Consider the following 24,391-nt stretch of genomic DNA (forward strand, 5'->3'; position numbering starts at 1 on the left):
ACCTACGTCCCCTTCGCTGAGAAGAAGTACGACGTGATGGTGTTCGGTATGCCCCAGAACTTCCACTACGGCAACGGCATGGGCACCAACCCCATCCAGATGATGCAGGCTCTCTCCGCTCAGGTCATCCGCCACAAGCGTGTCATGAAGGACAACTGCGTCATCATCTGCTCCTCCATCTGCAACGGCTACTTCCACGACGAGCTGCGGCCACATCGCCGAGATGAACACCTCCGCCATCTACATCGTGGGCGCTCAGGAGCCCGGCATTGCCCGCGGCATGGGCCTCAAGACCCGGGCCACCTTTGAGGAGGCTCTGGAGGACGCCAAGAAGAAGTTCGTGGGCCCCACCCCCAACATCCTGGTTCTGCCCCAGACCTTCAAGCTGGGCGCCGTCCATCTGTGCATGAAGGACGACGATCTGAGCAACGTATAATTCTGTACTGTACAAACGGCCGTGCTGTGAAGGTTGATTCACAGCACGGCCGTTTTGGTGACAAGGCGCAGTCTTTGTGCTATAATACAGCCCGGATATGGCTTTGCCCCAGGAGGTCCCTGCGGCGAGAGTTTGAGATTTCAATGAAACAGGAGGTCCTGTATCCTATGAACATCACCATTTCCGATCTGCTCGATCTGTCCCACACCCTGGCGGGGGATTATCTCCGGCAGTTTCAGTACCCCTGGGAGGCCCTGGACGGCATCAAGGACCTGATCCTCTCCCTGGGCAGCCAGCTCCCCGCTGAGGAGTACAGCCAGCCTCAGGAGCACGTCTGGGTCCACAAAACCGCCGTGGTGGCCCCCACCGCCTACCTGGGCGCGCCCTGCATCATCGGCCCTGAGACCGAGGTGCGCCACTGCGCCTTTATCCGGGGCTCCGCTCTGGTGGGGGCCCACTGCGTAGTGGGCAACTCGGTGGAGCTGAAAAACGTCATTCTCTTCGACAACGTCCAGACCCCCCACTACAACTATGTGGGCGACTCCATCCTGGGCTATAAGAGCCACATGGGTGCCGGTTCCATCACCTCCAACGTCAAGTCCGACAAGACCCTGGTGGTGGTGAAGGGGGAGACCCCCATCCCCACCGGCCGCAAGAAGATGGGCGCCATCCTGGGCGACTTTGTGGAAGTGGGCTGCAACTCGGTCCTCAACCCCGGTACTATTCTGGGCCGCCACAGCAGCGTCTACCCCACCTCCTGCGTTCGGGGCGTCATTCCCGCCCACAGCATCTATAAGGATAAGGACCATATCGTCCTGCGGGAGGAGCAGTAACCCTTTTACCTGTAAACAGCGCCCCGTTGGAGAGAAACTCTCCAACGGGGCGCTGTTCTTTTGTGTCCTATTGGCCGTCCTGGGGCAGGCGGTCCAGCTGAGCCTGGGCGGCCTCCTGCACCGCCTGCCGGGCCTGCCGGAACCAGGCCAGCAGGGCCTTGGCCTGGGGCGTGATGGTGCTGCCGCCGCCCCCCAGGCCTCCCGCCTCAGCACTCACCAGAGGCATGGCCAGTCCCCGTTCCGCCGCATGGAGAATCTTCTGAGCCTTGGAGTAAGACAGCCCCATTTCCTGGGCAGCCGCCCGCAGGGAGCCGGTCCGCTCCACCTGCTCCAGCAGCTCCGCCGGTCCCGGTCCGAAGATCCGCCGCCCCGTCTCATCGGTCAGATAGAATTTTCCTTCCCCCCGCATGGCCCGCTCCCTTCTCTGCCGTCCGGCTGCTATGCCGGGCGGTTTTTGCTTCTATGGCCATTATATCGTTGTGTTTTCAAAAACACAACGTAAATTTTCTTTATCGATTTACCCCATTACCACCAGGTAATCCCGGAAAACTTAGTACTTTTTATATTCGTTTTGTTTGTTTCACTTTTCTCATCCTCCCTTTGTCGGCACTCTTTCGGATTTTTCCAATCTTTGTTCGCGTCCGAACCATCCATTTGACTTTTCTGTACCAAAAGGTTTAAATATAATTATAGTTTAGTTTTAATCCTCATAATTCTGTTTCAAAGGAGAGGAGTATACCATGGAATATGTGAACGCATCGTCCGTCCAGCAAGTGCTGGACACGCTGGCTCAGGCCGATGGCGGAGCCGCGGTCCTGGCCGGCGGCACCGACCTGATGGTGGATTTCAAGGCCGGGAAGGTACAGCCCCAGGTGTGGGTAGATGTGACCCGGGTGCCCGAGCTGTGCGGCATCACCGTGGAGAACGGCAAGCTGGTCATCGGCGCCGCCGTCACCCTGACCACCATCGCCCGCTCGCCTCTGGTCCGCCAATACTTCCCCTCCCTGGCCCAGGGCTGCGGCACGGTAGGGTCCCTCCAGATCCGCAACTCGGCCACCCTGGTGGGCAACGTGGTCAGCGCCCAGCCCGCCGGTGACGGCGCCATGTCCCTGGCCCCTCTGGACCCCACCTTCACCGTCCTGTCCGCCCAGGGGGAGCGGCAGCTGTCCATGGGTGAGATGTACGCCGGCTTTGCCCGCAGCACCATCGACCACAGCCGGGAGCTGGTGACCAAGATCTCCATTCCTCTGCCCCAGCCGGGGGAGGCCGCTTCCTTTGTGCGGCTGGAGCTGCGGAAATCCCTGTCCCTGCCCATGCTCAACTGCGCCGCCATGGTCCATGTGGAGGACGGCCTGGTCACCTGGGTCCGGATCACCATGGCCCCCGTGGGCGTGGGCCCCGTGCGGGCCCACGCCGCCGAGGCCTTCCTGGCGGGCAAGCCTCTCACCGACGAGAACATGGCCCAGGCCGGACAGCTGGCCCTGGAAAACGCCAACCCCAGAAGCAACCCCCTGCGGGGCAGCCGGGAGTACCGGCTGGACACCCTGCCGGTGATCATCCGCCGGGCCCTGGAGGCCTGCCGGGATCAGCTGGCACATTGAGAGAAAGGCGGAATTGACATGGCTGTTTTACATACCACCATCAACGGCGAGGCCATCACGGCGGAGGTGGACCCCTCCATCTCCCTGGCCCAGTTCCTGCGGGACAATCTCTACCTCACCGGCACCAAGATCGGCTGCGGCAAGGGGGAGTGCGGCGCCTGCACCATTATCATGGACGGCAAATCGGTGACCTCCTGCATCATCCCCGTGCTGCGGGCGGAGGGGGCCGTCATCCAGACCATCGAGGGTGTGGCCAAAAACGGCAAGCTCCACCCATTGCAGGAGGAGTTTATCAACCAGGGGGCCGTCCAGTGCGGCTTCTGCACCCCCGGCATGATCATGTCGGCCAAGGCCCTGCTGGATGAAAACCCGGAGCCTAAAAAGGAGGAGATCCGGGAGGCTCTGGGCGGCAACATCTGCCGCTGCACCGGATACGTCAACATCGAGCGGGCGGTGGAGGCCGCCGCCCAGCGCATCCAGAAGGGGGAGTGAGGAGCATGAAATATGTAGGACAGAGCATTCCCCGCAACGACGGCTTTGACAAGGTTACCGGCCGGGGCCTGTTCACCTTCGACGTGACCCTGCCCCGGATGGTATACGGCAAAGTGCTGCGCAGCCCCTACGCCCACGCCAAGGTGCTGAGCATCGACACCTCTGAGGCTGAGGCCCTGCCCGGCGTGCGGGCGGTGTGTACCTTTAAAAATACCACCAACAAGGTGTGGAACGGGGCGGCCCCCATGTTCATCACCCCCCTGCCCCACAAGCCGGTGCTGGATCAGACCATCTTCACCGACGAACCCAAGTACATCGGCGACGAGGTGGCCGCCGTGGCCGCCGACACCGAGGCCATTGCCGAGCAGGCGGTGAAGCTCATCAAGGTGGAGTGGCAGGAGCTGCCCGCCGTCTACGACCCCCTGGAGGCCGTCAAGCCCGAGTCCCCCGAGGTCCAGCCCAAGTTTGCCAACCCCGATTTTCATAACATCTGCGGCGGGCCCATCGTGCTGGAGTTCGGCGGCGATCCCACCTCCGCCTTTGACCAGTGCGACGCGGTGGTGGAGTACGACGTGACCCTGCCCCGGGTGAAGCAGGCCCAGATGGAGCCCCACGGCGCGGTGGCCACCTACAAACCCGACGGACGGCTGGAGGTCATCTGCACCACCCAGTCCCTCTACCCCACCAAGATGATTTTGGCCGAGGCCCTGGACATTCCGGTGAGTAAGGTCACCGTGAAGAACGCCCCCTATGTGGGCGGCGGCTTCGGCGTGCGCATAGGCCTGTCCGGCAAGGCGGAGATTCTGGCGGCTGCCCTGTCCATGCAGTGCTTCCGCCCCGTCAAGCTGATCTACACCCGTGAGGAGGACTTCACCTGCTCCGACTCCCGCCACGGCGGCTATCTGAAGTGCAAGCTGGGAGCCAAGGCCGACGGCACCTTTGCGGCCATCGACACCCAGGCCTGGCTGAACACCGGCGCCTACGCCACCTTCGGCACCGACCTGGTGGGTGTGTGCGGCGCCTGCGGCACCGCCGGGGCCTACGAGATCCCCAACTTCCGCTACACCGGCTGGACGGTGTACACCAACCAGATGACCGCCGGCGCCATGCGCGGCTTCGGCACCCCCCAGGGCAATGCCGTAGTGGAGCCCGCCATTGAGCTGATGGCGGAAAAGCTGGGTATGGACCCCATCGAGCTGCGGAAGAAGAACTCCACCCGGGAGGACACCAAGAACTGGTTCCCCTTCCCGCCGGGCTCCTGCGGCACCAACGAGTGCCTGGACAAGGCGGCCGCCGCCATCGGCTGGTACGACAAGCACGGCAAGGCCGGTGAGCAGACCGGCCGCATCCGCCGGGGCGTGGGCATCTCCGCCGGTACCCACGTCAGCAACGCCGCCCCCTTCTGCGTGGACTATAACACCGTCATTCTCCGCATCGAGCGGGACGGCACCCTCTTCGTCAACTCCTCCATCCCGGAGATCGGCCCCGGCTCCACCACCGCCTGCCTCCAGGTGGCCGCCGACCTCATCGGGGTACCCTACAAGGACGCCGTCATGAAGTTCGGCGACACCGACGCCGCCCCCTTCGACATCGGCTCCCACGCCACCCGCACTCTGTATACCGTCAGCTATGTCATGGCCGACGCCGGCAAAAAGCTGCGGAAGGACATTTTTGACTGGGTGGGGCCCAAGCTGGGCATCGCCCCGGAAAACCTGAGTATGGAGGACGGCATCATCACCTGCGACGGCAAGCAGGTGGCCACCCTGGCCGACATGGCCTCCCAGGCCCACCTGGAGGGCAAGCAGTTCCTGGCCTCCTCCTGCCAGGTGCCCCCCAACTGTCTCCCCTTCTACGCCCAGGCCGCCGAGGTGGAGGTGGACATGGAGACCGGCATGGTAAAGGTCATCAAGGTAGCCGCCGCCCACGACGTGGGCAAGGCGGTCAACCCGCCCCTGTGCCGGGGCCAGATCGAGGGCGGCGTGCTCCAGGGCGTGGGCTATGCCGTCCGGGAGGAGATGACCTATGTGGAGGGCAAGGGCTTCTACAACAAGGGCTTCCACTCCTATATGCTGCCCACCGCCGACGACCGGCCGGAGATCGAGTCCATCCTGGTGGAGAATCCGGACCCCTCCGGAGTGTTCGGCATCATCGGTATCGGTGAGTGCGGCGTCAACCCCACCCTGGCCGCCATCGGCAACGCGGTAGCCGACGCCACCGGTGTGCGCTTCCACGAGTTCCCCCTGACCCCCGGCCGTGTGCTGGCGGGCCTGAAGGCGGCGGGCAAGGCCTAAGTTTCTTGACATACCCCGTCCTCTCCGTGTATCATGGAAGAACAGAATGACACGGAAAGGGGCGCGGTCATGGAAGAGAACAAACCCTACTGGGAAGGCAAGCACTTCTCCTTCTACACCAACAAGGAGTGCGAGTACTACCCCTGCCACAAGGTCCCCGAGGGACAGGACTTCAACTGCCTGTTCTGCTACTGCCCGCTGTATATGCTGGGCCGGGACTGCGGCGGCAACTTCAAGTACCTGGACAGCGGGATCAAGGATTGCAGCAACTGTACCCTCCCCCACAAGCGGGAGAACTACGGCTACATCGCCGCCAAATTCCAGGAGATCGCCAAGGCCATGGCCGACCGGGAGCGGGAAGCCGAACATAAGTAACACGCGCAAAAGGGTCAGCTGTCAAACAGCTGGCCCTTTCTTTTTGGTAAGCGATAGGATTTTCCCCCCATCTGTGATATAATGTTTCCCAATTCCCCAAGCAAAGGAGCTGCTTCCATGAAGATTATTGACATTTTGAACCAGGACCGCCCCACGCTGTCCTTTGAGGTTTTCCCCCCCAAGACCAGCGACACCTATGACTCGGTAGCCAAGGCCACCCAGGACATCGCCGCCCTGCGCCCTGACTTTATGAGTGTCACCTACGGCGCCGGCGGCGGCACCAGCGACTACACCGTTGGCATTGCCGCCGGTATCCAGCAGCAGTACGGCGTGGACGTGCTGGCCCACCTGACCTGCGCCTCCTCCACCCGAGACCATGTGGCCCAGGTGCTGGAGCACCTGAAGGAGAAGGGCATCCAGAACGTGCTGGCCCTCCGGGGCGACATCCCCGAGGGAGGCGCTCCCGCCCACGACTACCAGTATGCCGCCCAGCTGGTGCGCGACATCAAGGCCCACGGCGACTTCTGCATCGGCGGGGCCTGCTACCCTGAGGGACACCCCGAGTCCCCCACCAAGAACGCCGACATCGACCACCTGAAAGCCAAGGTGGAGGCGGGCTGCCAGTTCCTCACCACCCAGATGTTCTTTGACAACAACATCCTCTACAACTTCCTCTACCGCATCCGGGAGAAGGGGATCACCGTGCCGGTGGTGGCAGGCATCATGCCGGTGACCAACGGCAAGCAGATCGCCCGCATCTGCAAGTTGTCCGGCACCTACCTGCCCGAGCGGTTCAAGGCCATTGTGGACCGGTTCGGGGACAACCCCGCCGCCATGCGCCAGGCCGGTGTGGCCTACGCCGCCGAGCAGATCATCGACCTCATCGCCAACGGCGTAGAGCACATCCACATCTACTCCATGAACAAGCCCGAGATCGCCGCCTCCATCCAGGCCAGCCTGTCGGAGGTACTGAAATGATCCATGTCCCCCGGGAAGAGGCCCTGCGCTATCTGGGCTACCGGGGCGCACAGCCCGACGAGGCCACCGCCGCCCTGCTGGAAGAGCGCATCCAGGCGGTGGAGGAGGCCGCCGACCCCCGGTGGACTTCTCTGGAGGTCCCCCTCACCCTCCGCCCCGGCGGAGTGGAGCTGGGGGACTGGTCCATTGACAGCGAAAAGCTACGCTCCCACCTGGACGGCTGCACCGCCGCCATCCTCTTCGGGGCCACCCTGGGGGTGGGTGTGGACCGGCTCATCGCCCGCTCGGCGGCGGGCCAGGTGACCCGGGCCGCCATGGACCAGGCGGTGGCCGCCGCCCTCATCGAGGCGGTATGCGACCACGCTTGCGATCAGCTGGCCCAGCGCTATCCCGGCAAATATCTGCGGCCCCGGTTCAGCCCCGGCTACGGGGACTTCCCCCTCACCGCCCAGCCCGAGCTGCTGCGGCGGCTGGACGGTCCCCGGAAGATCGGCCTCACCGCCACCGACACCTGCCTGCTGGCCCCCATCAAGTCGGTGACGGCGGTGATCGGTGTGGCAAATACCCCCGGCAAATGCCACGCCGGGGGCTGCGCCACCTGTTCCAAAACCAACTGCGCCTTTAGGAGATGATCCCATGACCTTTTTGGACGCGCTGCACAGCCAGCGCCTGTTTTTCGACGGCGGCACCGGCACCCTGCTCCAGGCCCAGGGCCTGAAGGGCGGCGAGCTGCCCGAGACCTGGAACCTGCTCCATCCGGACCGCATTTCCGCCCTCCACCGGGCCTACCTGGCGGCAGGGAGCAATATCCTGTGTACCAACACCTTCGGAGCCAACGCCCTGAAGTTCCCCGCCGGCGGGGAGTTTGATCTGGAGGAGCTGGTGACCGCCGGTGTACGTCTGGCCTGTGAGGCCAGGGACGCCGACCCCCGGCCCGATGTGTTCGTGGCCCTGGACATGGGCCCCACCGGCAAGCTCTTAAAGCCCATGGGCGACCTGGACTTTGAGGACGCGGTGGCCCTGTACGCCCAGGTGGTAAAAGCGGGGGCTGCCGCCGGAGCCGACCTGGTGCTCATCGAGACCATGAGCGACTCCTACGAGGCCAAGGCCGCCGTGCTGGCCGCCAAGGAGAACTGCGACCTGCCGGTGGTGGTGACCACCGTGTACGGGGAGAACGGCAAGCTGCTCACCGGCGGCACTCCCGCCTCCACCGTGGCCCTGCTGGAGGGCCTTGGCGTGGACGCCCTGGGCGTCAACTGCGGCCTGGGCCCCGCCCAGATGCTGCCCATCGTGAAGCAGCTGGTGGAATACGCCTCGGTGCCCCTGATCGTCAACCCCAACGCCGGTCTGCCCCACGCCTGCGACGGCTGTACCGTCTTTGATGTGGGCCCGGCGGAGTTTGCCGTCCACATGGGAGCCATCGCCGACCTGGGCATCCAGATCCTGGGCGGCTGCTGCGGCACCACCCCCGACCATATCAAGGCAGCCGTGGAGGTGTGCCGGGACAAGTCCTTCACCCCTGCCGTAGACCGCGGCCGCACTCTGGTGTCCTCTTACGCCCAGGCGGTGGAGATCGGCCCCGCCCCTGTGGTGATCGGCGAGCGCATCAACCCCACCGGCAAGAAGAAGTTCCAGCAGGCCCTGCGGGACCACAACATTGAGTACCTCCTCAACGAGGCCTTTGCTCAGGAGGAGGCGGGGACCCAGGTACTGGACGTGAACGTGGGCCTGCCCGAGATCGACGAGCCCGCCCTGCTGGTGGAGGTGATGGAGTCCCTCCAGGCTGTCCTCCCTCTCCCCCTCCAGTTGGATACCTCCGACCCGGAGGCCATGGAGCGGGCCATGCGCCGCTACAACGGCAAGCCCATGCTCAACTCGGTGTCCGGCAAGGCCGAAAGCATGGCCGCCCTCTTCCCTCTGGTGAAGAAGTACGGCGGCGTGGTGGTGGGCCTGGCCCTGGACGAGAACGGTATCCCTCCCACGGCGGAGGGCCGGCTGGCCATTGCCAAAAAGATCTGCGACACCGCCGCCCAGTACGGCATCCCTAAAAAGGAGATTGTCATCGATCCCCTGACCCTCACCATCTCCTCTGAGCCGGAGGCCGCCAAAGTCACCCTGGAGGCGGTGGGCCGCATTAAGCAGGAGCTGGGAGTATCCACCATCCTGGGCGTATCCAACGTGTCCTTTGGTCTCCCCAAGCGGGAGCTGGTGAACACCGCTTTCTTTACCATGGCCCTCCAGCAGGGGCTGGACTGCGCCATTCTCAACCCCAACAACGCCGCCATGATGGGGGCCTGGCGGGGCTATCAGGCCCTCATGGGGCTGGACCCCCAGTGCGGCCGCTACATCGCCGCCTACGGCGGGCAGGAAGCCCCCGCCGCCCCTGTTTCTTCTACCGACGGCCCCTCTCTCACCGACTGCGTCCTGCGGGGCAGCAAGGAGGGGGCGGCCCAGGCCGCCCAGACCGCTCTGGACAGTGGCAAGGCCCCCCTGGATATCGTGGACAGCGTGCTCATCCCCGCCCTGGATCAGGTGGGTCAGGGCTTTGAGAAGGGCACCCTCTTCCTGCCCCAGCTGCTCATGAGCGCCGAGGCCGCCAAGGCCGCCTTTGAGGTGGTGCAGAACGCCATGTCCGGCGAGGACCGGCCCAGCCAGGGGGCCGTGGTGCTGGCCACCGTCAAGGGGGACATCCACGACATCGGCAAGAACATCGTCAAGGTTCTGCTGGAAAACTACAGCTTCACCGTCATCGACCTGGGCCGGGACGTGGCCCCGGAGCGCATCGTGGAGGCCGCCGGACAGCCCGGCGTGAAACTGGTGGGCCTCAGCGCCCTGATGACCACCACCGTGGTGAGCATGGAGGAGACCATCCGCCAGCTGCGGGAGACCTGCCCCCAGGTGAAGATCGTGGTGGGCGGCGCGGTGCTGACCCCCGCCTACGCCGACCAGATCGGGGCGGACTGCTACGCCAAGGACGCCATGGCCACCGTCCGGTACGCCAAGGAGATCTATCAAAACTAATCCACAGAAAAAGGACCGCTGCGATGCAGCGGTCCTTTTTTCATGCTTGAAATTCCGGGAAGGGCTCCAGGGTGCGCTCCAAAATGCCGTTGAGGGAGGCAATGAGGATGCCGTAGTTGGTGATGGGAATGCCCTGATCGGCGGCGGTGCGCTGACGGTACTTCATCTCCCGCTCCCCCAGGGTGCAGCCCCCGCAGTGGATGACCAGCTTGTAGGGCGTCAAGTCCTCCGGGTACTCCCGACCGGAGCAGAAGGTGTAGTCCGGCTCCACGCCCGTAGCCTCATGGATCCAGCGGGGCAGCTTTACGGTGCCGATGTCCTCGCACTGGCGGTGGTGGGTGCAGCCCTCGGCGATAAGCACCTTGTCCCCGGCCTTCAATTCCTTCACTGCCCGGGCCCCCTCCACCGTGAGGGCCAGATCCCCCTTGTATCGGGCCATGAGGATGGAGAAGGAGGTAAGGGGCACGTCGCGGGGCACGATCTGGGCCACCTTGCCGAACACCTGGCTGTCGGTGACCACCAGCCGTGGGGGCTTGGGCAGCCCCTCCAGGGTGAGGGCCAGCTCGGTGTCCCGGCACACCAGGGCAGCCGCTCCCGCCTCCAGCACGTCCCGGATGGTCTGCTGCTGGGGCAGGATGAGCCGCCCCTTGGGGGCCGCCTTGTCGATGGGCACCACCAGCACCACCGTGTCCCCGGGCTGGAGGAGATCGGCAATCAGGGGCCGCTTGGGGCCCTCCTGCCCCGCCAGCCGGGCGGCTTTCTCCTTCAATTCGTGGATGTGCAGGCCGGTGAGGGCGCTCACCCACAGGGTATTTCCCCCCTCCTCCGGCACGCTGTCCAGCAGGTCGGCCTTGTTCCAGGCCAGCAGGTATGGGATGCCCTTGTCCTGGATGAGGGCGAGCAGCTCCTCCTCCGCCTTGCCCAGGGGGGCGGTGGAATCGGCCACCAGAATGGCAAGGTCGGTCTTGTTCAGCACCTGCCGGGTTTTTTTCACCCGCAGTTCACCCAGGGCGCCCTCGTCGTCGATGCCGGGGGTGTCGATGATCTGCACCGGGCCCAGCGGCAGCAGCTCCATGGCCTTGTACACCGGGTCGGTGGTGGTGCCCTTCACGTCGGACACGATGGCCAGGTCCTGGCCGGTGAAGGCATTGACCAGGCTGGACTTACCGGCGTTGCGCCGGCCGAAAAAGGCGATGTGGACCCGCTCGCCGGCGGGGGTGGCATTCAGGCTCATAGGTATCCCTCCTCAGAACCGGAAATCCCGCTCGCCCTGGGCAATCTTCACCAGCCGGCCGGCCACGATCTCCTTCACCTTGGGGTTGGTGATGTAGGCCTGCTGCTGGGCGATGACCTTTTCACCCACGGCGCGGGTCTCGGGAGCGGCATAGTCCATCAGGTACTCCTTCAAGGTCATGAGGGCGTTGGGCAGGCAGCAGTTCTGGATCTGGCCCGCCTTGCACAGAGACATGAACCGGTCTCCGGTGCGGCCCTCCCGGTAGCAGGCGGTACAGAAGGAGGGCACATAGCCCAGCTCCATCAGCCAGCGCACCACCTCGTCCAGGGTACGGGTGTCGGACACGTCGAACTGGGCGGAGGACTCCTCCTCCGGCTCCTTCTCCACATAGCCGCCCACGCTGGTACGGGAGCCGCCGGAGATCTGGGAGATTCCCAGCTCCAGCACCCGCTCCCGCACCTTCTGAGACTCACGGGTGGAGATAATCATGCCGGTATAGGGCACTGCCACCCGGATGCAGGCCACAATCTTCTCAAAGATCTCGTCGGAGATGCCGTTGTCAAAGGCGCCGGGGTCGATGTCGTCAGCGGGGCACACCCGGGGTACGCTGATGGTGTGGGGGCCTACCCCGAACACCGCCTCCAGATGCTCGGCGTGCATCAGCAGACCGGCAAACTCGTAGCGGTAGAGCTCCAGACCAAAGAGCACGCCCAGGCCCACGTCATCGATGCCGCCCTCCATGGCCCGGTCGTGGGCCTCGGTGTGATAGGCATAGTTGCTCTTGGGTCCGGTGGGATGGAGCTTCTCATAGCTCTCCTTGTGGTAGGTCTCCTGGAACAGGATATAGGTGCCGATCCCGGCCTCCTTCAGCTTGCGGTAGTCCTCCACCGTGGTGGCGGCGATGTTCACGTTCACCCGGCGGATGGCGCCGTTCTTGTGCTTGATGGAGTAGATGGTCTTGATGGACTCCAGAATGTACTCCAGAGGATTGTTCACCGGGTCCTCGCCCGCCTCCAGCGCCAGCCGCTTGTGGCCCATGTCCTGGAGAGCAATGACTTCCGCCTTGATCTCCTCCTGGGTCAGCTTCTTGCGGGGGATGTGCCTGTTCTTGGCGTGGTAGGGGCAGTAGAGGCAGCCGTTGACGCAGTAGTTGGACAGGTACAGGGGGGCGAACATGACGATGCGGTCGCCATAGAAGTCCTTCTTGATCTGGCGGGCCAGCTCATAGATCTCCTGGTTCTTGTCCTCCAGCTCACAGGCCAGCAGCACCGAGGCCTCCCGGTGGGTCAGGCCCTTGCGGAGTCTGGCCTTCTCCAGGATGGCGTCAATGACGGCCACATCGTTCTTATGGGCGTCGGCGTAGGCCAGGGAGTCCAGGATCTCCTGGTGGTTGATGAAGTCCTCTGCTTTTCTGGATTTGGGATCGTACATGGGGATTACTTCCTTTCTTTTGGGTCAGGGCAAAACCCTTCCCCGTCAGTTTTTTCTCTTTCTAATCAGGAAAGTCTCCACGGTGGACGGCCACGGTGCAGCCGATGGCGGCCAGGCGCTGTTTCAGGCCCGCCAGGTGCTCGGCGGCCTCGTCGCCCGTGCAGAGCTTGTTGTCATAAAGGGTGTACTTGTCCCGGGCGGCAGGGGGCGACAGATTGGGCATCACCACGTTGGCCCCTGCCAGAATGCCCAGCTCCCGGCCCTGGGGATGGATGGTGCCCAGGGCGGTAGTGGCGGGCAGCAGCACCTTGGGTAAGGTGAGCCGCACCAGAGAGAGCAAAATCAGGGTGTCCTCCAGGGTGCCCGCCTTCTCCCCGGCAAAGGGGGTGTCCTTTTGAGGGATGAAGGGCCCCAGGCCCACCATGTGGGGCTGGAAGTCCTGGAGGAAGCAGAAATCTTCCGCCAGGGTGTCCGCCGTTTGGCCCGGAGAGCCCACCATGAACCCGGCCCCCACCTGGTAGCCGATGTCCTTCAGGGTACGCAGGCAGTTCAGCCGGTGCTCCAGGGTCAGCTCCGGCGGGTGGAGTTTTCCATAGTGGACGGGGTCGGCGGTCTCGTGGCGGAGGAGGTAGCGGTCGGCTCCGGCGTCAAACCACAGCTGGTACACTTCCCGCTCGAACTCCCCCAGGGAGAGGGTCACGGCGCAGTCCGGCCAGCGTTCCTTGATGGCCGCCACCGTCTCCGCCACCCAGTCCGGGGTGAGCCCCGGGTCCTCGCCTCCCTGGAGCACGAAGGTGCGAAAGCCCCAGCCGTAGCCCTTTTCGCAGCAGGCCAGAATGGTGTCCCGGTCCAGCCGGTAACGGGTTGCATGGCGGTTATCCCGCCGGATACCACAATACAGACAGTTATTTTTGCAGATATTACTACACTCAATTAACCCCCGGACGTAGATCTGGTCCCCGTACCACCGGCGGCGCTCCTCCAGTCCCCGGGCAAAGAGGTCCTGCTGATCCAGGCTGTGCCGACCGGCCAGCAGGGTTCGCCACTCGTCCCGGTCCAGCCGCCGCTGACGGCACAGCTTGTCCAGCAGCTCATTCATTGGGCAGCTTGGAGTACACCGCCTTGCAGCTCACTCCGGGCAGCATACCGGCTTTGCCGGACAGGGCGCTGATGGCGTCGGCGGGGGCGTCCAGCACGATGGAGATGATGTTCACCTTCCGCTCCCGGTAGGGGATGCCCATCCGGCCGATGATATAGTCCTTGTATTCGTGGAGCAGGGCGTTGAGCTCCTCCACGGAGTCAGGGTTCTCCACCACCACGCCCAGCAGGGCCACGCGGGTCTCTTCCATAGCAATTTCCTCCTTGCAAAAAATGACAAATGGCGCACCCAAAAAGGGTGCGCCACAGCATACGTTCGTTCTGTCCGGCGACCCTTTCCCGTCAGGCTGTTACCCCTTTCGCGTCAGTGTCGGTTGTTAAATTATACTGCACATTTTAGTTTTTGTAAAGTCCTTTTTGGCGCCATTGTATTTTGCACCAAAATACGGTAGGATATGGTTTGCTAAGTCCTCGACCGACATCGACATTTTTCAAAAAATTTTGCTGAAGATAAAACCGCCCCTTTCCCCGGCATCACTAACAAGAGAAAGCCACCATCCGTTCTACGGATCAAAAGAGAGAAAGGAAGTCTGATTATGATGGTACGCAACTGGTGTGTGAAAGTAAGCGCCCTGGCTCTGGCCGGGGTCATGTCCCTGTCCGTCCTGCCCGCCCAGGCGGCGGAGTACGCCGATCTGGGTCAGGACCACTGGGCCTACGAGGAGATGACCCGAGCGGTGGAGCTGGGCATCCTTCAGGGGGTGGGAAACAACCAGCTGGCCCCTGCCCTCACCATGAGCTGGGGCCAGTTCCTGGCTCTGGTCACCCGGACCTTCGCCTCTGAGGACTACCAGAGTGCCCTGGACCAGGGGGCAGCCTGGGATGAGGCGGGCTATTTGGCGGCAGCATCCGCCGGCATCCTGCGGGAGGAGGATGCCCTGTCTGTCAGCCCCGAGCAACTGGGGGAGAGCATTACCCGGGAGGACGCGGCGGTGTTGCTCTACCGCGCCATGCCGGAGGAGATCCAGGAGAAATACGCCCATCCGGCAAATGAGGCCCTCTTCACCGACTTTGACCAGATGGATGAGGTCCATCAGGCGGCGGTATCCGCTCTGGCTGACACTCAGGTATCCTCCGGCAAGCCCGACGGCTCCTTTGGCCGAACCGATCCCATCCAGCGGTGCGACGGCACGGTGCTACTGATGCGCACCCTAAATGTGGTGGACCGGGCCCGGACCGGCGAGACCGTCACCATCACGCTGTACGGAGTGGACAGCGAGAGCGGTCAGGAGCTGTTCCGCCAGGAGTATGTAACCGAGGTCGGGGCCTACCTATACGGCCTGCTGGAGGACGCCCCCCAATACTATGTCTTTGATGGATTTCAGGGGGGCGGCACTGTGACCTCCGCCTGCGCCAGCTACTGTGCCCAGTACCGGCCCATGACCCAGGCCGAGCGGGAGGAAGCCGACTTCTGGGACAAGGTAGACCAGGGGCTGGCCAGCGCGGACGACTACTGGACCCAGCCCTTCTGGCTGTCCATGCAGGGCGAGAACGAAGCCAAGCACAACCTGCTCTTCGGCTCTACGGAAAAGCGCCGCTTTGACAGCCAGGCGGAGGCCCAGGCTGCTATGACCACCATTACGGTACCCATCTGGACGCTGTCCAACGGGGTGAAAAAGGCCTCTACCACCACCCTCCAGGTCCACGCCGCCATTGCCGACGATGTAAAAGCCATCTTTACCGAGATCTACAATGACCCGGAGCAGTTCCCCATCAACGGCACCAGCAGCTTCCGCTATGTGGAGGGTACCACCGGCGAGCACAACTGCGGCACCGCCATTGACCTGAACGCCAATGAGAACTACCAGATCCGGGACGGTCAGGTGCTGGTGGGCAGCTGCTGGGAGCCGGGGACCAACCCCTACTCCATCGCTCCGGACAGCTCGGTGGTCCGTATCTTCGAGGCCCACGGCTGGAGCTGGGGCGGCGACGCCTGGGCCGCCGACAGCGACGACGCCACCGGCTACCACGACTATATGCACTTCTCCTACATGGGCGGCTGAGCTGATATAAAAAAGGACCCGCTGCTGTTGCAGCGGGTCCTTTTTTATTTCGGTCAAGCGGGCTCAGAAGCCTGTTACACAGGCTCGGCCACCACTTCAGCCTTGATGAGGTTGGTGGTACCGGACTTGCCCAGAGGCACGCCGGCGGTGATAACCACGGTCTCACCGGGCTTCACGATGCCCTCCTTGCGGGCCACGTCCACGGCCATGGAGAACATCCGGTCGGTGGAATCCACCTCGCCGGACAGCAGGGGCTTCACGCCCCAGGAGATGGCCAGCTGACGGCGGGTAGACTCGTTCTGGCACAGAGCCACGATGGGGCAGGCGGGACGGAAACGGGAGATCACCTTGGCGGTGTAGCCGGACTTGGTGGCCGCCAGGATGGCGGTGGCGTTCAGGTCCATAGCGGTCAGGCAGCAGGAGTGGGTGATAGCGTCGTTGATGCCGCCGATCTCAGGCAGCAGGTTGCGCTCCCGGAAGCGGTTCCAGTAGCGAATGGAGTTCTCGGCGGAGGTGACCACGTCCACCATGGTCTGAAGGGCCTCCACGGGGTACTTGCCGGAGGCGGTCTCGCCGGACAGCATCACGCAGGAAGTGCCGTCAAACACGGCGTTGGCCACGTCGGACACCTCGGCACGGGTGGGACGGGGATTGCGGATCATGGAGTCCAGCATCTGGGTGGCGGTGATAACGGGCTTGCCCTGCCGGATGGTAGCCTTGATCATCTTCTTCTGGAGGATGGGCACCTCGTGGGCGGGGATCTCCACGCCCAGGTCGCCGCGGGCCACCATGACGCCGTCAGCGGCCTCGAGGATGGACTCCAGGTTGTCCACGCCTTCCCGGTTCTCAATCTTGGCAATGATGCGGATGTTCTCGCCGCCCTCATGCTTGTTCAGCTCGGCGCGAATATCCTCCACGTCGCTGGCCTTCCGAACGAAGGAAGCGGCAATGAAGTCGAAGTCGTTCTCGGCAGCAAACTTCAGGTCGTCCTTGTCCTTCTCGGTGAGGGAGGGGAGCATGATGCTCACATCGGGGATGTTGATGGACTTGTTATTGGACAGGGGGCCGCCGTTCTCCACGGTGCAGTGGATGTTGTGGCCTTCCACCTTCTCAACCAGCAGCTCGATCAGACCGTCATCCACCAGGATGCGGCAGCCGGGGCCCACTTCTTCATGCAGATTCAGATAAGTCACGGACACCTGCTTCTCGTTGCCCTCCACCTCGTCGGTGCTCAGGACAAACTCCTGACCCTTCTCCAGGGTCACGGGGCCGTTCACAAAGGACTTGATACGGATCTCAGGGCCCTTGGTATCCAGAATGGTGGCCACAGGGCGGCCCAGGGTGTCCCGGACGGACTTCAGCATGGTCAGCCGGGCCAGCTGCTCGGCGTGGCTGCCATGAGAGAAGTTGAAGCGGGCGGCGTCCATACCAGCCAGAATCAGCTGACGGATGGTCTCCTCATTGTCCACAGCGGGACCCAGGGTGCAGATGATTTTTGTCTTTCTCATTTCCTACCTCCATAGGTATGCAAATATGACTCTAAAAAAATCCGGGACTATCATACACCAATCTTTCCGTTTTGCATAGAGGTAATTTTCATTTTAACCAACTTTCGGAGGTTTTTATCAGAAATATTTACAATTGATACGCGCTAAGCATAAAAAAAGACTGTCCCTTCACTCAGGAACAGCCTTTTTTTCCACTATTTTGTGTTTGCTTACCATTTTAGCGGCACCTAAAGCTATACTAACTGGTTTCTCTTTCCGCGAGACAGCCGCAGGGCCGCCAGACAGAAGAGCACACCCAGGCAGCCCGAGGCAATGCAGGCCGCCAGCATCAGATTGACGCCCCCCAGATCCAGAGTCCAGCCGGCCAGCACGCCGCCCATCATACCGCCCAGACCATTGGAGGCCACCATCATCACGGTCTGCCCCCGCACCCGGTCGGCGGCGGGCACCGACTCGTTGACGAAGTACACCGAGGCCGGGGTAAACAGGCCGTAGCCCAGCACCTGAATGGGCTGAACCGCCAGTACACCCAGGCAGTTAAAGGTACACAGCAGCAGCACACCTTTCAGAGTGCCGAAGATCATACTCAGCATCAGCATCTTTCCGCTGCCCAGCCGCCGCAGCAGCTTCTGGAAGAAGAAGGCGGTGGGCAGTTCGGAGGCTCCCATCAGGAAGAGGGCAATACCCAGGTCGGAGTCGGTGCCTCCCCGGCTGTTGACGATGTTCACCAGGAAGTTGGACAGAGGCATGATGCCGGTAAGGCCCAGGAACACCCCCACCAGCATCAGGGTAAAGCAGGGATTGCTCCGCAGCAGGGACAGAGCGGACTGGGGCTTGGGGCCCTCCTCCCCGGCCGGTCCACCCTTGCCCCGGTAAGCCGGGTAGGTGACCACCAGCAGGATCTCCAGCACCACCAGGGCCAGATGGGTGAGCAGGGTGCTCTCCATGCCCATCCGGCCCGCCTGAAAGCCCAGCACCACGCACACCACCGCATAGGCCAGGGACCCGATGCCACGGCCCAGGCTGTAGCGGATGGGCATACCTTCATTGATAAACTGCACCGCCATGGCGTCCATTAGGGGATAGGAGGACACCTCCAGGCCGCCGATGACCACCCACACCAGGGTGGTCTCCCACAGGCCCATGCCGGGGGACAGCCAGTACCAGGCCCCCGCCGCCACCGAGATGAGCAGGGACAGGCCCACGATATACTTCAGGGGAATGCGGGGATGCCGGTCGGCAAAGCCTCCCAGCAGGGGCTGAAACACGATGCCCGCCAGACAGCGCACCGCCGTCATCAGTCCCGCTTCGCTGTTGGAGAAGCCCCGCTCCAGCAGCAGGGCGGTCTGGTAGGCCACAATGGCGGCAAACATAGCCCAGAAGCCCGCCTGCATGGCAATATAGTGATAGTCCAGCCGCCGCAGGGAGGGCCTGCGCTCACTCAGTTCCACTTGGTTCACTCCGTTCCTTCAAAAGCAAACATATTCTCCAGGCCGGTAGAGCTGGCGGCATACATGGTCATCACCAGATCGGGCTCCAGCGCCTCAAGGGTCTCCATCAGATCCCCCTGGTAGTAGCGCAGATCGATGGTGGTCAGTTCCGAACAGGACAGGGCCAGGAAGGGGGCCAGAGCGCAGGAGAAGGACTCCCGCAGCAGCACGATCCTGGGTCCGTTGGGGTTGTTGTGGTTGGTCATGGTGGCCATACCGTAGTCGCCGCCGGAGTAGTAGGTGTAGGGGTTGCCGTTGAACCAGTCCATCTGCTCCACCCGCTCGGGGAAGCACACCGACTGGTTGAAGGGGCCGGTGCGCTCAAAGCCGCCGTCGGTGCTGGCATAGGTAAGATTGGTCTCAAATTTGGGGGTGTAGATGGTGAAATCGTCCACCCCGGCGTAGAGGGACCCCACCCGTTTGCCCTGGCTGCCCAGGAAAAAGTCCTCCAGCACCGCGGTGGACCAGTTGGAGGGGTCGGTAAGATAGGACGGGGTGACGAACCCGTAGTTGTGGTCCAGCAGCTGGGCCAGGTTCTGCCAGGCAAAGAAGGCGGCCTCCGGCTTCCAGTGGTGGTCGGTATTGAAGAACCAGCCGGAATAGATACCATTGCTCTCAAAGAAGGGCCGCAGATCGAAATAGCTGGTCCCCGACTGATCCAGTTCCTCCAGGAAGGCATCGGCAGTGGAGTTTCCGTTCTCCGCCATGCCTACAGGCAGCAGGTCCTGCCCCCGCTGGATCTTCTGGGGCGCCATCACAAAGAGATAGGGAATACCCTGCTCCTCCAGCGCCTGGGCCAGATCGGCCGTAGCGGCGGCGTTGGCCTCCACGCTCTCCGCAGGCTGGGCGGTGCTGTCCGGCTTGACGAAGTTCAGCGCCCCGGTGGACAGCTTGACCACGGTGTTTTCATCCACCGCGTCCTCCACCATCCTGCGGCCGGTGATACGCTGGATGCCGCCGTAGAGCTGGATGAACAGATGGTCCCGGTCCAGATCCTGATTGACGGCGGTCTCCGCCTGGGCCAGGAAGGTAGTCACATCCTTGTCCTTGGCAAAGGTTTTGAGCAGGGCTTCAAAGCTGCCCTCCCGCCCCAAAAAGGAGGTGAGCAGCAGCACGAAGCCCCCCGCCATCAGCAGCAGGAACAGGCAGGCGGTTATGGTATTGCGTCGTTTCATTGGGCCGCTCCTTGTCAGAAATTGAAGTAGATGAAGGGATTATAGGTGCCCTTAATGATAAAGCTGGCCGACACCAGGAACACCCCGGCAATGAGCAGGGCGTAGCCAAGATCCAGCGCCACACAGTTGCGCTTGCCGACCCAGTCCCGCAGCCTGGGCGCCACCGGAGCCGCAAAGACCACGGCAGCCAGCAGGGGCAGCCAGCACTCCGTGAGATAGAGCACGGTCAGCCCGTCCCCCAGCCCGGCCCCGAAGCCGAACATGGCCTGGAAATACTGCAGGGCCGCGCCAATGCTGTCCGAACGAAAGAACACACAGGTGAGCAGAAAGACCGCCAGAGGGTAGAGCCACTGGAAGAACTTGGGCCATCCACGGCCCAGGCCGCCGTATTTCTCCAGCATGAGCATGGCAAAGTTGACCATGCCCCAGGCCAGATAGGTCCAGTTGGCTCCGTGCCAGATGCCGGTGCACAGCCAAACCATGAAGATGTTGCGGATCAGTTTGGCCCGGCTGTCCACCCGGCTGCCCCCAAGAGGGATATATACATAGTCCCGAAACCAGGTGGCCAGGGAGATGTGCCACCGCCGCCACAGGCCGGCCAGAGAGGTGGCAGCAAAGGGATAATTGAAGTTCTCCAGGAAGTGGAACCCAAACATCCTGCCCAGGCCGATGGCCATGTCGGAATAGCCGGAGAAGTCGTTGTACAGCTGGAGGATGTAGGCCACCGCTCCCAGCCAGGCAAAGGAGGTGGTCAGCCCATCTCCCGCCATACCGTAGGCCCGGTCGGCGATGATGGCCAGCTGATTGGACAGCAGCACCTTCTTGCCCAGGCCTACCACAAACCGGGCGCAGCCGGCGGAGAAGTCCTCCCAGCTCTCCTTCCGGTTGTCGATCTGGTCGGCCACCGTCTCATATTTGACGATGGGGCCGGCAATAAGCTGGGGAAAGAAAGAGATGTACAGTCCCACCTTCAGAGGGGAACGCTGCACCTTTCCCCGGTCCCGATGGACGTCCAGCACATAGCTGAGGGCCTGGAAGGTAAAGAAGGAAATGCCGATGGGCAGTTCGATTACCGGGATCACAAAGCTGGCACCCAGGCCATTTAGAATACCCAGAGTAAACATCAGATATTTAAATACAAACAGAACACCCAAATTGATCAGCAGGGCCAGCAAAATGGGGGCCCTGCAGGATCTGTCCCGCCGCTTGTTGTAATCTACCCACAGGCCGAAAAAGTAGTTAATCACAATGGACCCTATCATCACCAGCACAAACCAGGGCTCGCCCCAGGCATAGAAGCCCAGGGAGGCCAACAGCAGGAATATATTCTGTGCCTGCCGGAACCGGCGCAGGGGCACATAGTAGATGATGAGCACCAGGGGCAGGAAGAGGAAGAGAAATACGGAACTGGAAAAGAGCACTCAGTTGCCTCCTTTAAGTCAGGTAGCGCCCCACCAGGGGGATCTTGGAGATGAGCCAGGCCACGGCGAAGGAACACAGGAATACCGCCGCCGTCAGGGCGGGCACCGCCAGCACCGGCGGAATGGCGAGAACGGTGATGTTCAGCCGGTCCAGCAGGATGAGGAAAAAGACATGGATCAGGTACACCCCAAAGGACACCTGCGCCACCGAACTCATCCGCTGGCGGCGGGAGCGCTCCTCGCTGACGCCCAGTACATAGCGGAAGAATACAAAGACAGCCACGCTCATCAGCGCGATATTGGGGCTGTCATAGTTGTAGAGGGTCTGGGCAAAGACGCCCCGCTGCTGGGACAGCCAGGCGGTACCGCCCACGGTGACCACCGCCCCCAGGATGCTCAGGACGTAGATGAGATACTCCGCCACCCGGCTGAGGGTGTAGGTTTTCAGATAGTAACCCAGCACATAGTAACCCACATAGCCCAGCACCAGGTGGAGGTTCAGGTTGTTTACCCACAGGCTCACCGCCTCATGGGGCCACAGCCGCAGCAGGGTGGGCAGCAGGTTGGCAAACACAAAGCACAGCAGGAAGAACCAGTGGAAGTCCGCCCGGCTGGCCCCCCGCACAAAGGCGCGGAGAATGGGGGTGATGAGGTACAGGCCCACGATCATATACAAAAACCACAGGTGGAAGTGGGTCTTACCCTGGAGCACCTGCCACAGGGCAGCCTTGATGCTGGCCCAGCTCAGCCCCGCCGCCGACACCTGGGTCACCAGGGCATAGGCCGTCCCCCACACCGCCAGGGCCACCAGCATCCGCAGAATATGGCCGAAAAACAGCTTGGAGGGGGAGAGGCTGTGCTTGGGGTCCAGCAGGAACATCCCTGACAGCATAATAAAGACGGGCACACACCAGTGGGTCAGCCCGTCGTAGGCGTTCAGCACATGAAATTCCGCCGAGCCCACCGGCACGTTGCCCAGCTGGGAGCCTGCCAGGTGGACCACGATGACCGCCAGCATGGCCACAGCCCGCAGCAGATCGGCATAGGCCAGGCGGCCTCCCGTTACGGTCTTGCTCATGTCCTTATTCCTTTCCGGGAACGATCTCGATCCAGTATCCGTCGGGATCTTCAATAAAATAGATGCCCATGGCCGGGTTTTCAAAGCACACGCAGCCCATAGCCTTGTGCCGCTCCAGAAGCTCATCAAAGCGGTCGGTGACAAAGGCCAGATGGAACTCCTGCTCCCCCAGGTCATAGGGCGACCTCCGGTCCCGCAGCCAGGTCAGCTCCAGCCGGAAGCCGGTCTCCCCGTCCCCCAGGTAGACCAGCTTGAAGGAGCCGTCCTCGGCATCCTTTTCCGCCACCGGCGCCAGCTCCAGAGCCTCACGGTAAAAGTCCAGGGACCGGTTCAGGTCCAGAACATTGAAATTAAAATGATCAAATCGCAGCATATGTTTTCTCCTTTGTATGGGTCCAGAAACTCAGTGGTCCTGGTTGGCCTTTTTGTCGATGAATTCGGGCCGCAGTTTACTATATACGATTTTTTGCTCGCTGTACAGCCCATAATAGCCGGACAGCATATAGGACACCGCCAGACACACGGCGAAGAGGCACAGGCTCTGGCCGGTGAACATCCCCAGGCTGTCCCCGGCAAAGAGCTCCAGGGAGAGCAGCAGGGAGGTGATGGGGCAGTTGGTGACGCCGCAGAACACGCACACCATGCCCAGTCCCGCCCCGAAGGAGGGATGGAGCCCCAGGAAGGGGGCCACGGTGCAGCCGAAGGTGGCTCCGGTGAAGAACACCGGCACAATCTCACCGCCCTTAAAGCCTGCCCCCAGAGTGATGGTGGTAAAGAGCATTTTAAAGAAGAACGCCTTCGGCCGGGCATTTCCCCCGATGGCGGCATGGATGATAGCCTCTCCCGCTCCGTTGTAGTCGTAAGTACCAGGGTCCCAGATCCAGATCACATAGGTCAGGGCGATGACCAGAGTGCCGCCCACCGCCGCCCGCACCAGATGGTTGGGCAGAACTCTGTCATAGATTTTGGGTGCGGCGTGCATCAGCCGGCAGAAGAAAATGGACAGCAGGGCAAAGAGGATGCCCATACCGATGACCTGCAGCAGGGTGACGGCGCTCAGGTTGGGGATGCCCTCCAGGGTAAAGGCGGTGGGAGGCACACCGAAATGCTGGGCCATCCACAGGCCGATGATGGAGGAGAGAACACAGGGCACGATGGCGGCATAATAGAGCACCCCCACACTGGTGACCTCCATAGAAAACATGGCGGCAGTCAGAGGGGTGCCGAAGAGGGCGGAAAAAGCCGCCGACATTCCGCACATGGTGATGATACGGCTGTCCTTGTCGTCCAGGCGCATCCACCGGCCTACTTTGGAGGAGATAGATCCGCCAATCTGGAGGATGGCTCCCTCCCGGCCGGAGGAACCACCCATCAAATGGGTGATAACGGTGGACACAAAGACCAGGGGGGCGGTACGCAGCCGGAGGGGCTGGTTTTCCCGCACCGCCGCCAGCACGAAGTTGGTGCCCCGGTCCCCCTCCATGCCGCACACCCGGTAGAGCAGCACAATCGCCAGACCGCCCACCGGCAGCAGCCAGATCAGCCAGGGATTGGCATGGCGCAGGTCTGTGACCGAGGAAAAGGCATAGTAAAAGGCGGTGGCCACCCCACCGCACAGCAGGCCGCTGATCCCCGCGAAGATCAGCCATTTTACAAAGGCGGCCGGATGCTCCAGCCAGGCCGGTACCTTCTTTGTCTCCATCTCTTTCACACTCCATCGGTCCCCGGCACAGGGGGCCTTGCTCTTTCTGGGGCTGAGGAACTATCCTATCCCCAGGTACGACACACGTGATTATTATAACATGGATACCAACTTTTTTCCGCAATCTTATGGATTTTTTTCAGCGGTGTGTTATACTGGTTCCA

The 24,391-nt window shown here is 62.4% G+C and carries 21 protein-coding genes and 1 pseudogene; 10 read left to right on the top strand and 12 right to left on the bottom strand.

The annotated features are described in order from the left end of the window. Together B5F94_RS07425 and B5F94_RS07430 are read left to right on the top strand one after the other, a co-directional pair. A pseudogene (locus tag B5F94_RS07425) lies at positions 1–436 on the top strand (hypothetical protein); the annotation flags it as partial. Positions 437–603: 167 nt separating this feature from the next. Beyond that, entirely contained in the window at positions 604–1,269 is a 666-nt protein-coding gene (locus B5F94_RS07430; RefSeq protein WP_087329166.1) for a UDP-N-acetylglucosamine pyrophosphorylase, read from the top strand. A 67-nt stretch (positions 1,270–1,336) separates the two neighbouring features. On the opposite strand, the gene B5F94_RS07435 is transcribed toward B5F94_RS07430, so the two are convergent. After that, positions 1,337–1,678, bottom strand: a complete 342-nt coding sequence (locus B5F94_RS07435) for a winged helix-turn-helix domain-containing protein (protein ID WP_087329074.1) — start codon at positions 1,676–1,678, stop codon at positions 1,337–1,339. Positions 1,679–2,009: 331 nt separating this feature from the next. Here B5F94_RS07435 and B5F94_RS07440 point away from each other — a divergent pair, with 331 nt between their 5' ends. From B5F94_RS07440 to B5F94_RS07470, 7 genes are all read left to right on the top strand, one after another. Beyond that, positions 2,010–2,870, top strand: a complete 861-nt coding sequence (locus tag B5F94_RS07440) for an FAD binding domain-containing protein (protein WP_087329076.1) — start codon at positions 2,010–2,012, stop codon at positions 2,868–2,870. Positions 2,871–2,888: 18 nt separating this feature from the next. Next, complete coding sequence (locus B5F94_RS07445) at positions 2,889–3,362, top strand: (2Fe-2S)-binding protein (RefSeq protein WP_087329078.1); 474 nt, start codon at positions 2,889–2,891, stop codon at positions 3,360–3,362. Positions 3,363–3,367: 5 nt separating this feature from the next. After that, positions 3,368–5,653 (top strand): xanthine dehydrogenase family protein molybdopterin-binding subunit, encoded by a 2,286-nt coding sequence (locus B5F94_RS07450; protein WP_242965621.1) that lies wholly within the window; start codon positions 3,368–3,370, stop codon positions 5,651–5,653. Positions 5,654–5,722: 69 nt separating this feature from the next. Next, complete coding sequence (locus tag B5F94_RS07455) at positions 5,723–6,028, top strand: cysteine-rich small domain-containing protein (RefSeq protein ID WP_087329082.1); 306 nt, start codon at positions 5,723–5,725, stop codon at positions 6,026–6,028. A 117-nt stretch (positions 6,029–6,145) separates the two neighbouring features. Continuing rightward, positions 6,146–7,006, top strand: a complete 861-nt coding sequence (gene metF, locus B5F94_RS07460; RefSeq protein ID WP_087329084.1) for a methylenetetrahydrofolate reductase [NAD(P)H] — start codon at positions 6,146–6,148, stop codon at positions 7,004–7,006. Then, complete coding sequence (locus B5F94_RS07465) at positions 7,003–7,638, top strand: hypothetical protein (protein ID WP_087329086.1); 636 nt, start codon at positions 7,003–7,005, stop codon at positions 7,636–7,638. The genes metF and B5F94_RS07465 overlap by 4 nt, the downstream gene beginning before the upstream one ends. Before the next feature lie 4 nt (positions 7,639–7,642). Then, positions 7,643–10,027, top strand: a complete 2,385-nt coding sequence (locus B5F94_RS07470) for a homocysteine S-methyltransferase family protein (RefSeq protein ID WP_087329088.1) — start codon at positions 7,643–7,645, stop codon at positions 10,025–10,027. A gap of 40 nt (positions 10,028–10,067) precedes the next feature. Here the strand turns inward: B5F94_RS07470 and hydF are convergent, their stop codons facing one another. The 4 genes from hydF to B5F94_RS07490 form a co-directional block, all read right to left on the bottom strand. Beyond that, positions 10,068–11,261, bottom strand: a complete 1,194-nt coding sequence (gene hydF / locus B5F94_RS07475) for a [FeFe] hydrogenase H-cluster maturation GTPase HydF (RefSeq protein WP_087329090.1) — start codon at positions 11,259–11,261, stop codon at positions 10,068–10,070. 12 nt (positions 11,262–11,273) lie between these two features. Then, a complete protein-coding gene (gene hydG / locus B5F94_RS07480) occupies positions 11,274–12,692 on the bottom strand; it encodes a [FeFe] hydrogenase H-cluster radical SAM maturase HydG (protein ID WP_087329092.1) in 1,419 nt (472 codons plus the stop codon). A 61-nt stretch (positions 12,693–12,753) separates the two neighbouring features. Beyond that, on the bottom strand, positions 12,754–13,791 hold the full coding sequence (hydE, locus tag B5F94_RS07485; RefSeq protein WP_087329094.1) for a [FeFe] hydrogenase H-cluster radical SAM maturase HydE: 1,038 nt from the start codon (positions 13,789–13,791) through the stop codon (positions 12,754–12,756). Further along, positions 13,784–14,041: a TM1266 family iron-only hydrogenase system putative regulator gene (locus tag B5F94_RS07490; RefSeq protein WP_087189012.1), complete on the bottom strand. Its 258-nt coding sequence runs from the start codon at positions 14,039–14,041 to the stop codon at positions 13,784–13,786. Before B5F94_RS07490 ends, hydE begins: the two co-directional genes overlap by 8 nt. Positions 14,042–14,386: 345 nt before the next feature. On the opposite strand from B5F94_RS07490, the gene B5F94_RS07495 reads away from it, so the two are divergent. After that, on the top strand, positions 14,387–15,853 hold the full coding sequence (locus B5F94_RS07495) for a M15 family metallopeptidase (protein WP_242965622.1): 1,467 nt from the start codon (positions 14,387–14,389) through the stop codon (positions 15,851–15,853). A gap of 74 nt (positions 15,854–15,927) precedes the next feature. Here B5F94_RS07495 and pyk read toward each other — a convergent pair whose 3' ends face one another. The 7 genes from pyk to B5F94_RS07530 form a co-directional block, all read right to left on the bottom strand. Then, on the bottom strand, positions 15,928–17,361 hold the full coding sequence (gene pyk / locus B5F94_RS07500; protein WP_087329096.1) for a pyruvate kinase: 1,434 nt from the start codon (positions 17,359–17,361) through the stop codon (positions 15,928–15,930). Positions 17,362–17,594: 233 nt separating this feature from the next. Continuing rightward, complete coding sequence (locus B5F94_RS07505) at positions 17,595–18,812, bottom strand: MFS transporter (protein WP_242965623.1); 1,218 nt, start codon at positions 18,810–18,812, stop codon at positions 17,595–17,597. A 5-nt stretch (positions 18,813–18,817) separates the two neighbouring features. Further along, entirely contained in the window at positions 18,818–20,026 is a 1,209-nt protein-coding gene (locus B5F94_RS07510) for a DHHW family protein (protein ID WP_087329098.1), read from the bottom strand. Between the two features lie 14 nt (positions 20,027–20,040). Then, positions 20,041–21,447 (bottom strand): MBOAT family O-acyltransferase, encoded by a 1,407-nt coding sequence (locus tag B5F94_RS07515; RefSeq protein WP_087329100.1) that lies wholly within the window; start codon positions 21,445–21,447, stop codon positions 20,041–20,043. A 13-nt stretch (positions 21,448–21,460) separates the two neighbouring features. After that, positions 21,461–22,525, bottom strand: a complete 1,065-nt coding sequence (locus B5F94_RS07520) for an acyltransferase (RefSeq protein WP_087329102.1) — start codon at positions 22,523–22,525, stop codon at positions 21,461–21,463. 4 nt (positions 22,526–22,529) lie between these two features. Continuing rightward, complete coding sequence (locus B5F94_RS07525) at positions 22,530–22,898, bottom strand: VOC family protein (protein WP_087329104.1); 369 nt, start codon at positions 22,896–22,898, stop codon at positions 22,530–22,532. A 30-nt stretch (positions 22,899–22,928) separates the two neighbouring features. After that, positions 22,929–24,227, bottom strand: coding sequence for a chloride channel protein (locus B5F94_RS07530; RefSeq protein ID WP_087329106.1), 1,299 nt, complete (start codon positions 24,225–24,227; stop codon positions 22,929–22,931). Between the last annotated feature and the right edge of the window lie 164 nt (positions 24,228–24,391).

Source organism: Flavonifractor sp. An4 (genome assembly GCF_002161755.1).
Classification (GTDB): Bacteria; Bacillota; Clostridia; order Oscillospirales; family Oscillospiraceae; genus Flavonifractor; species Flavonifractor avicola.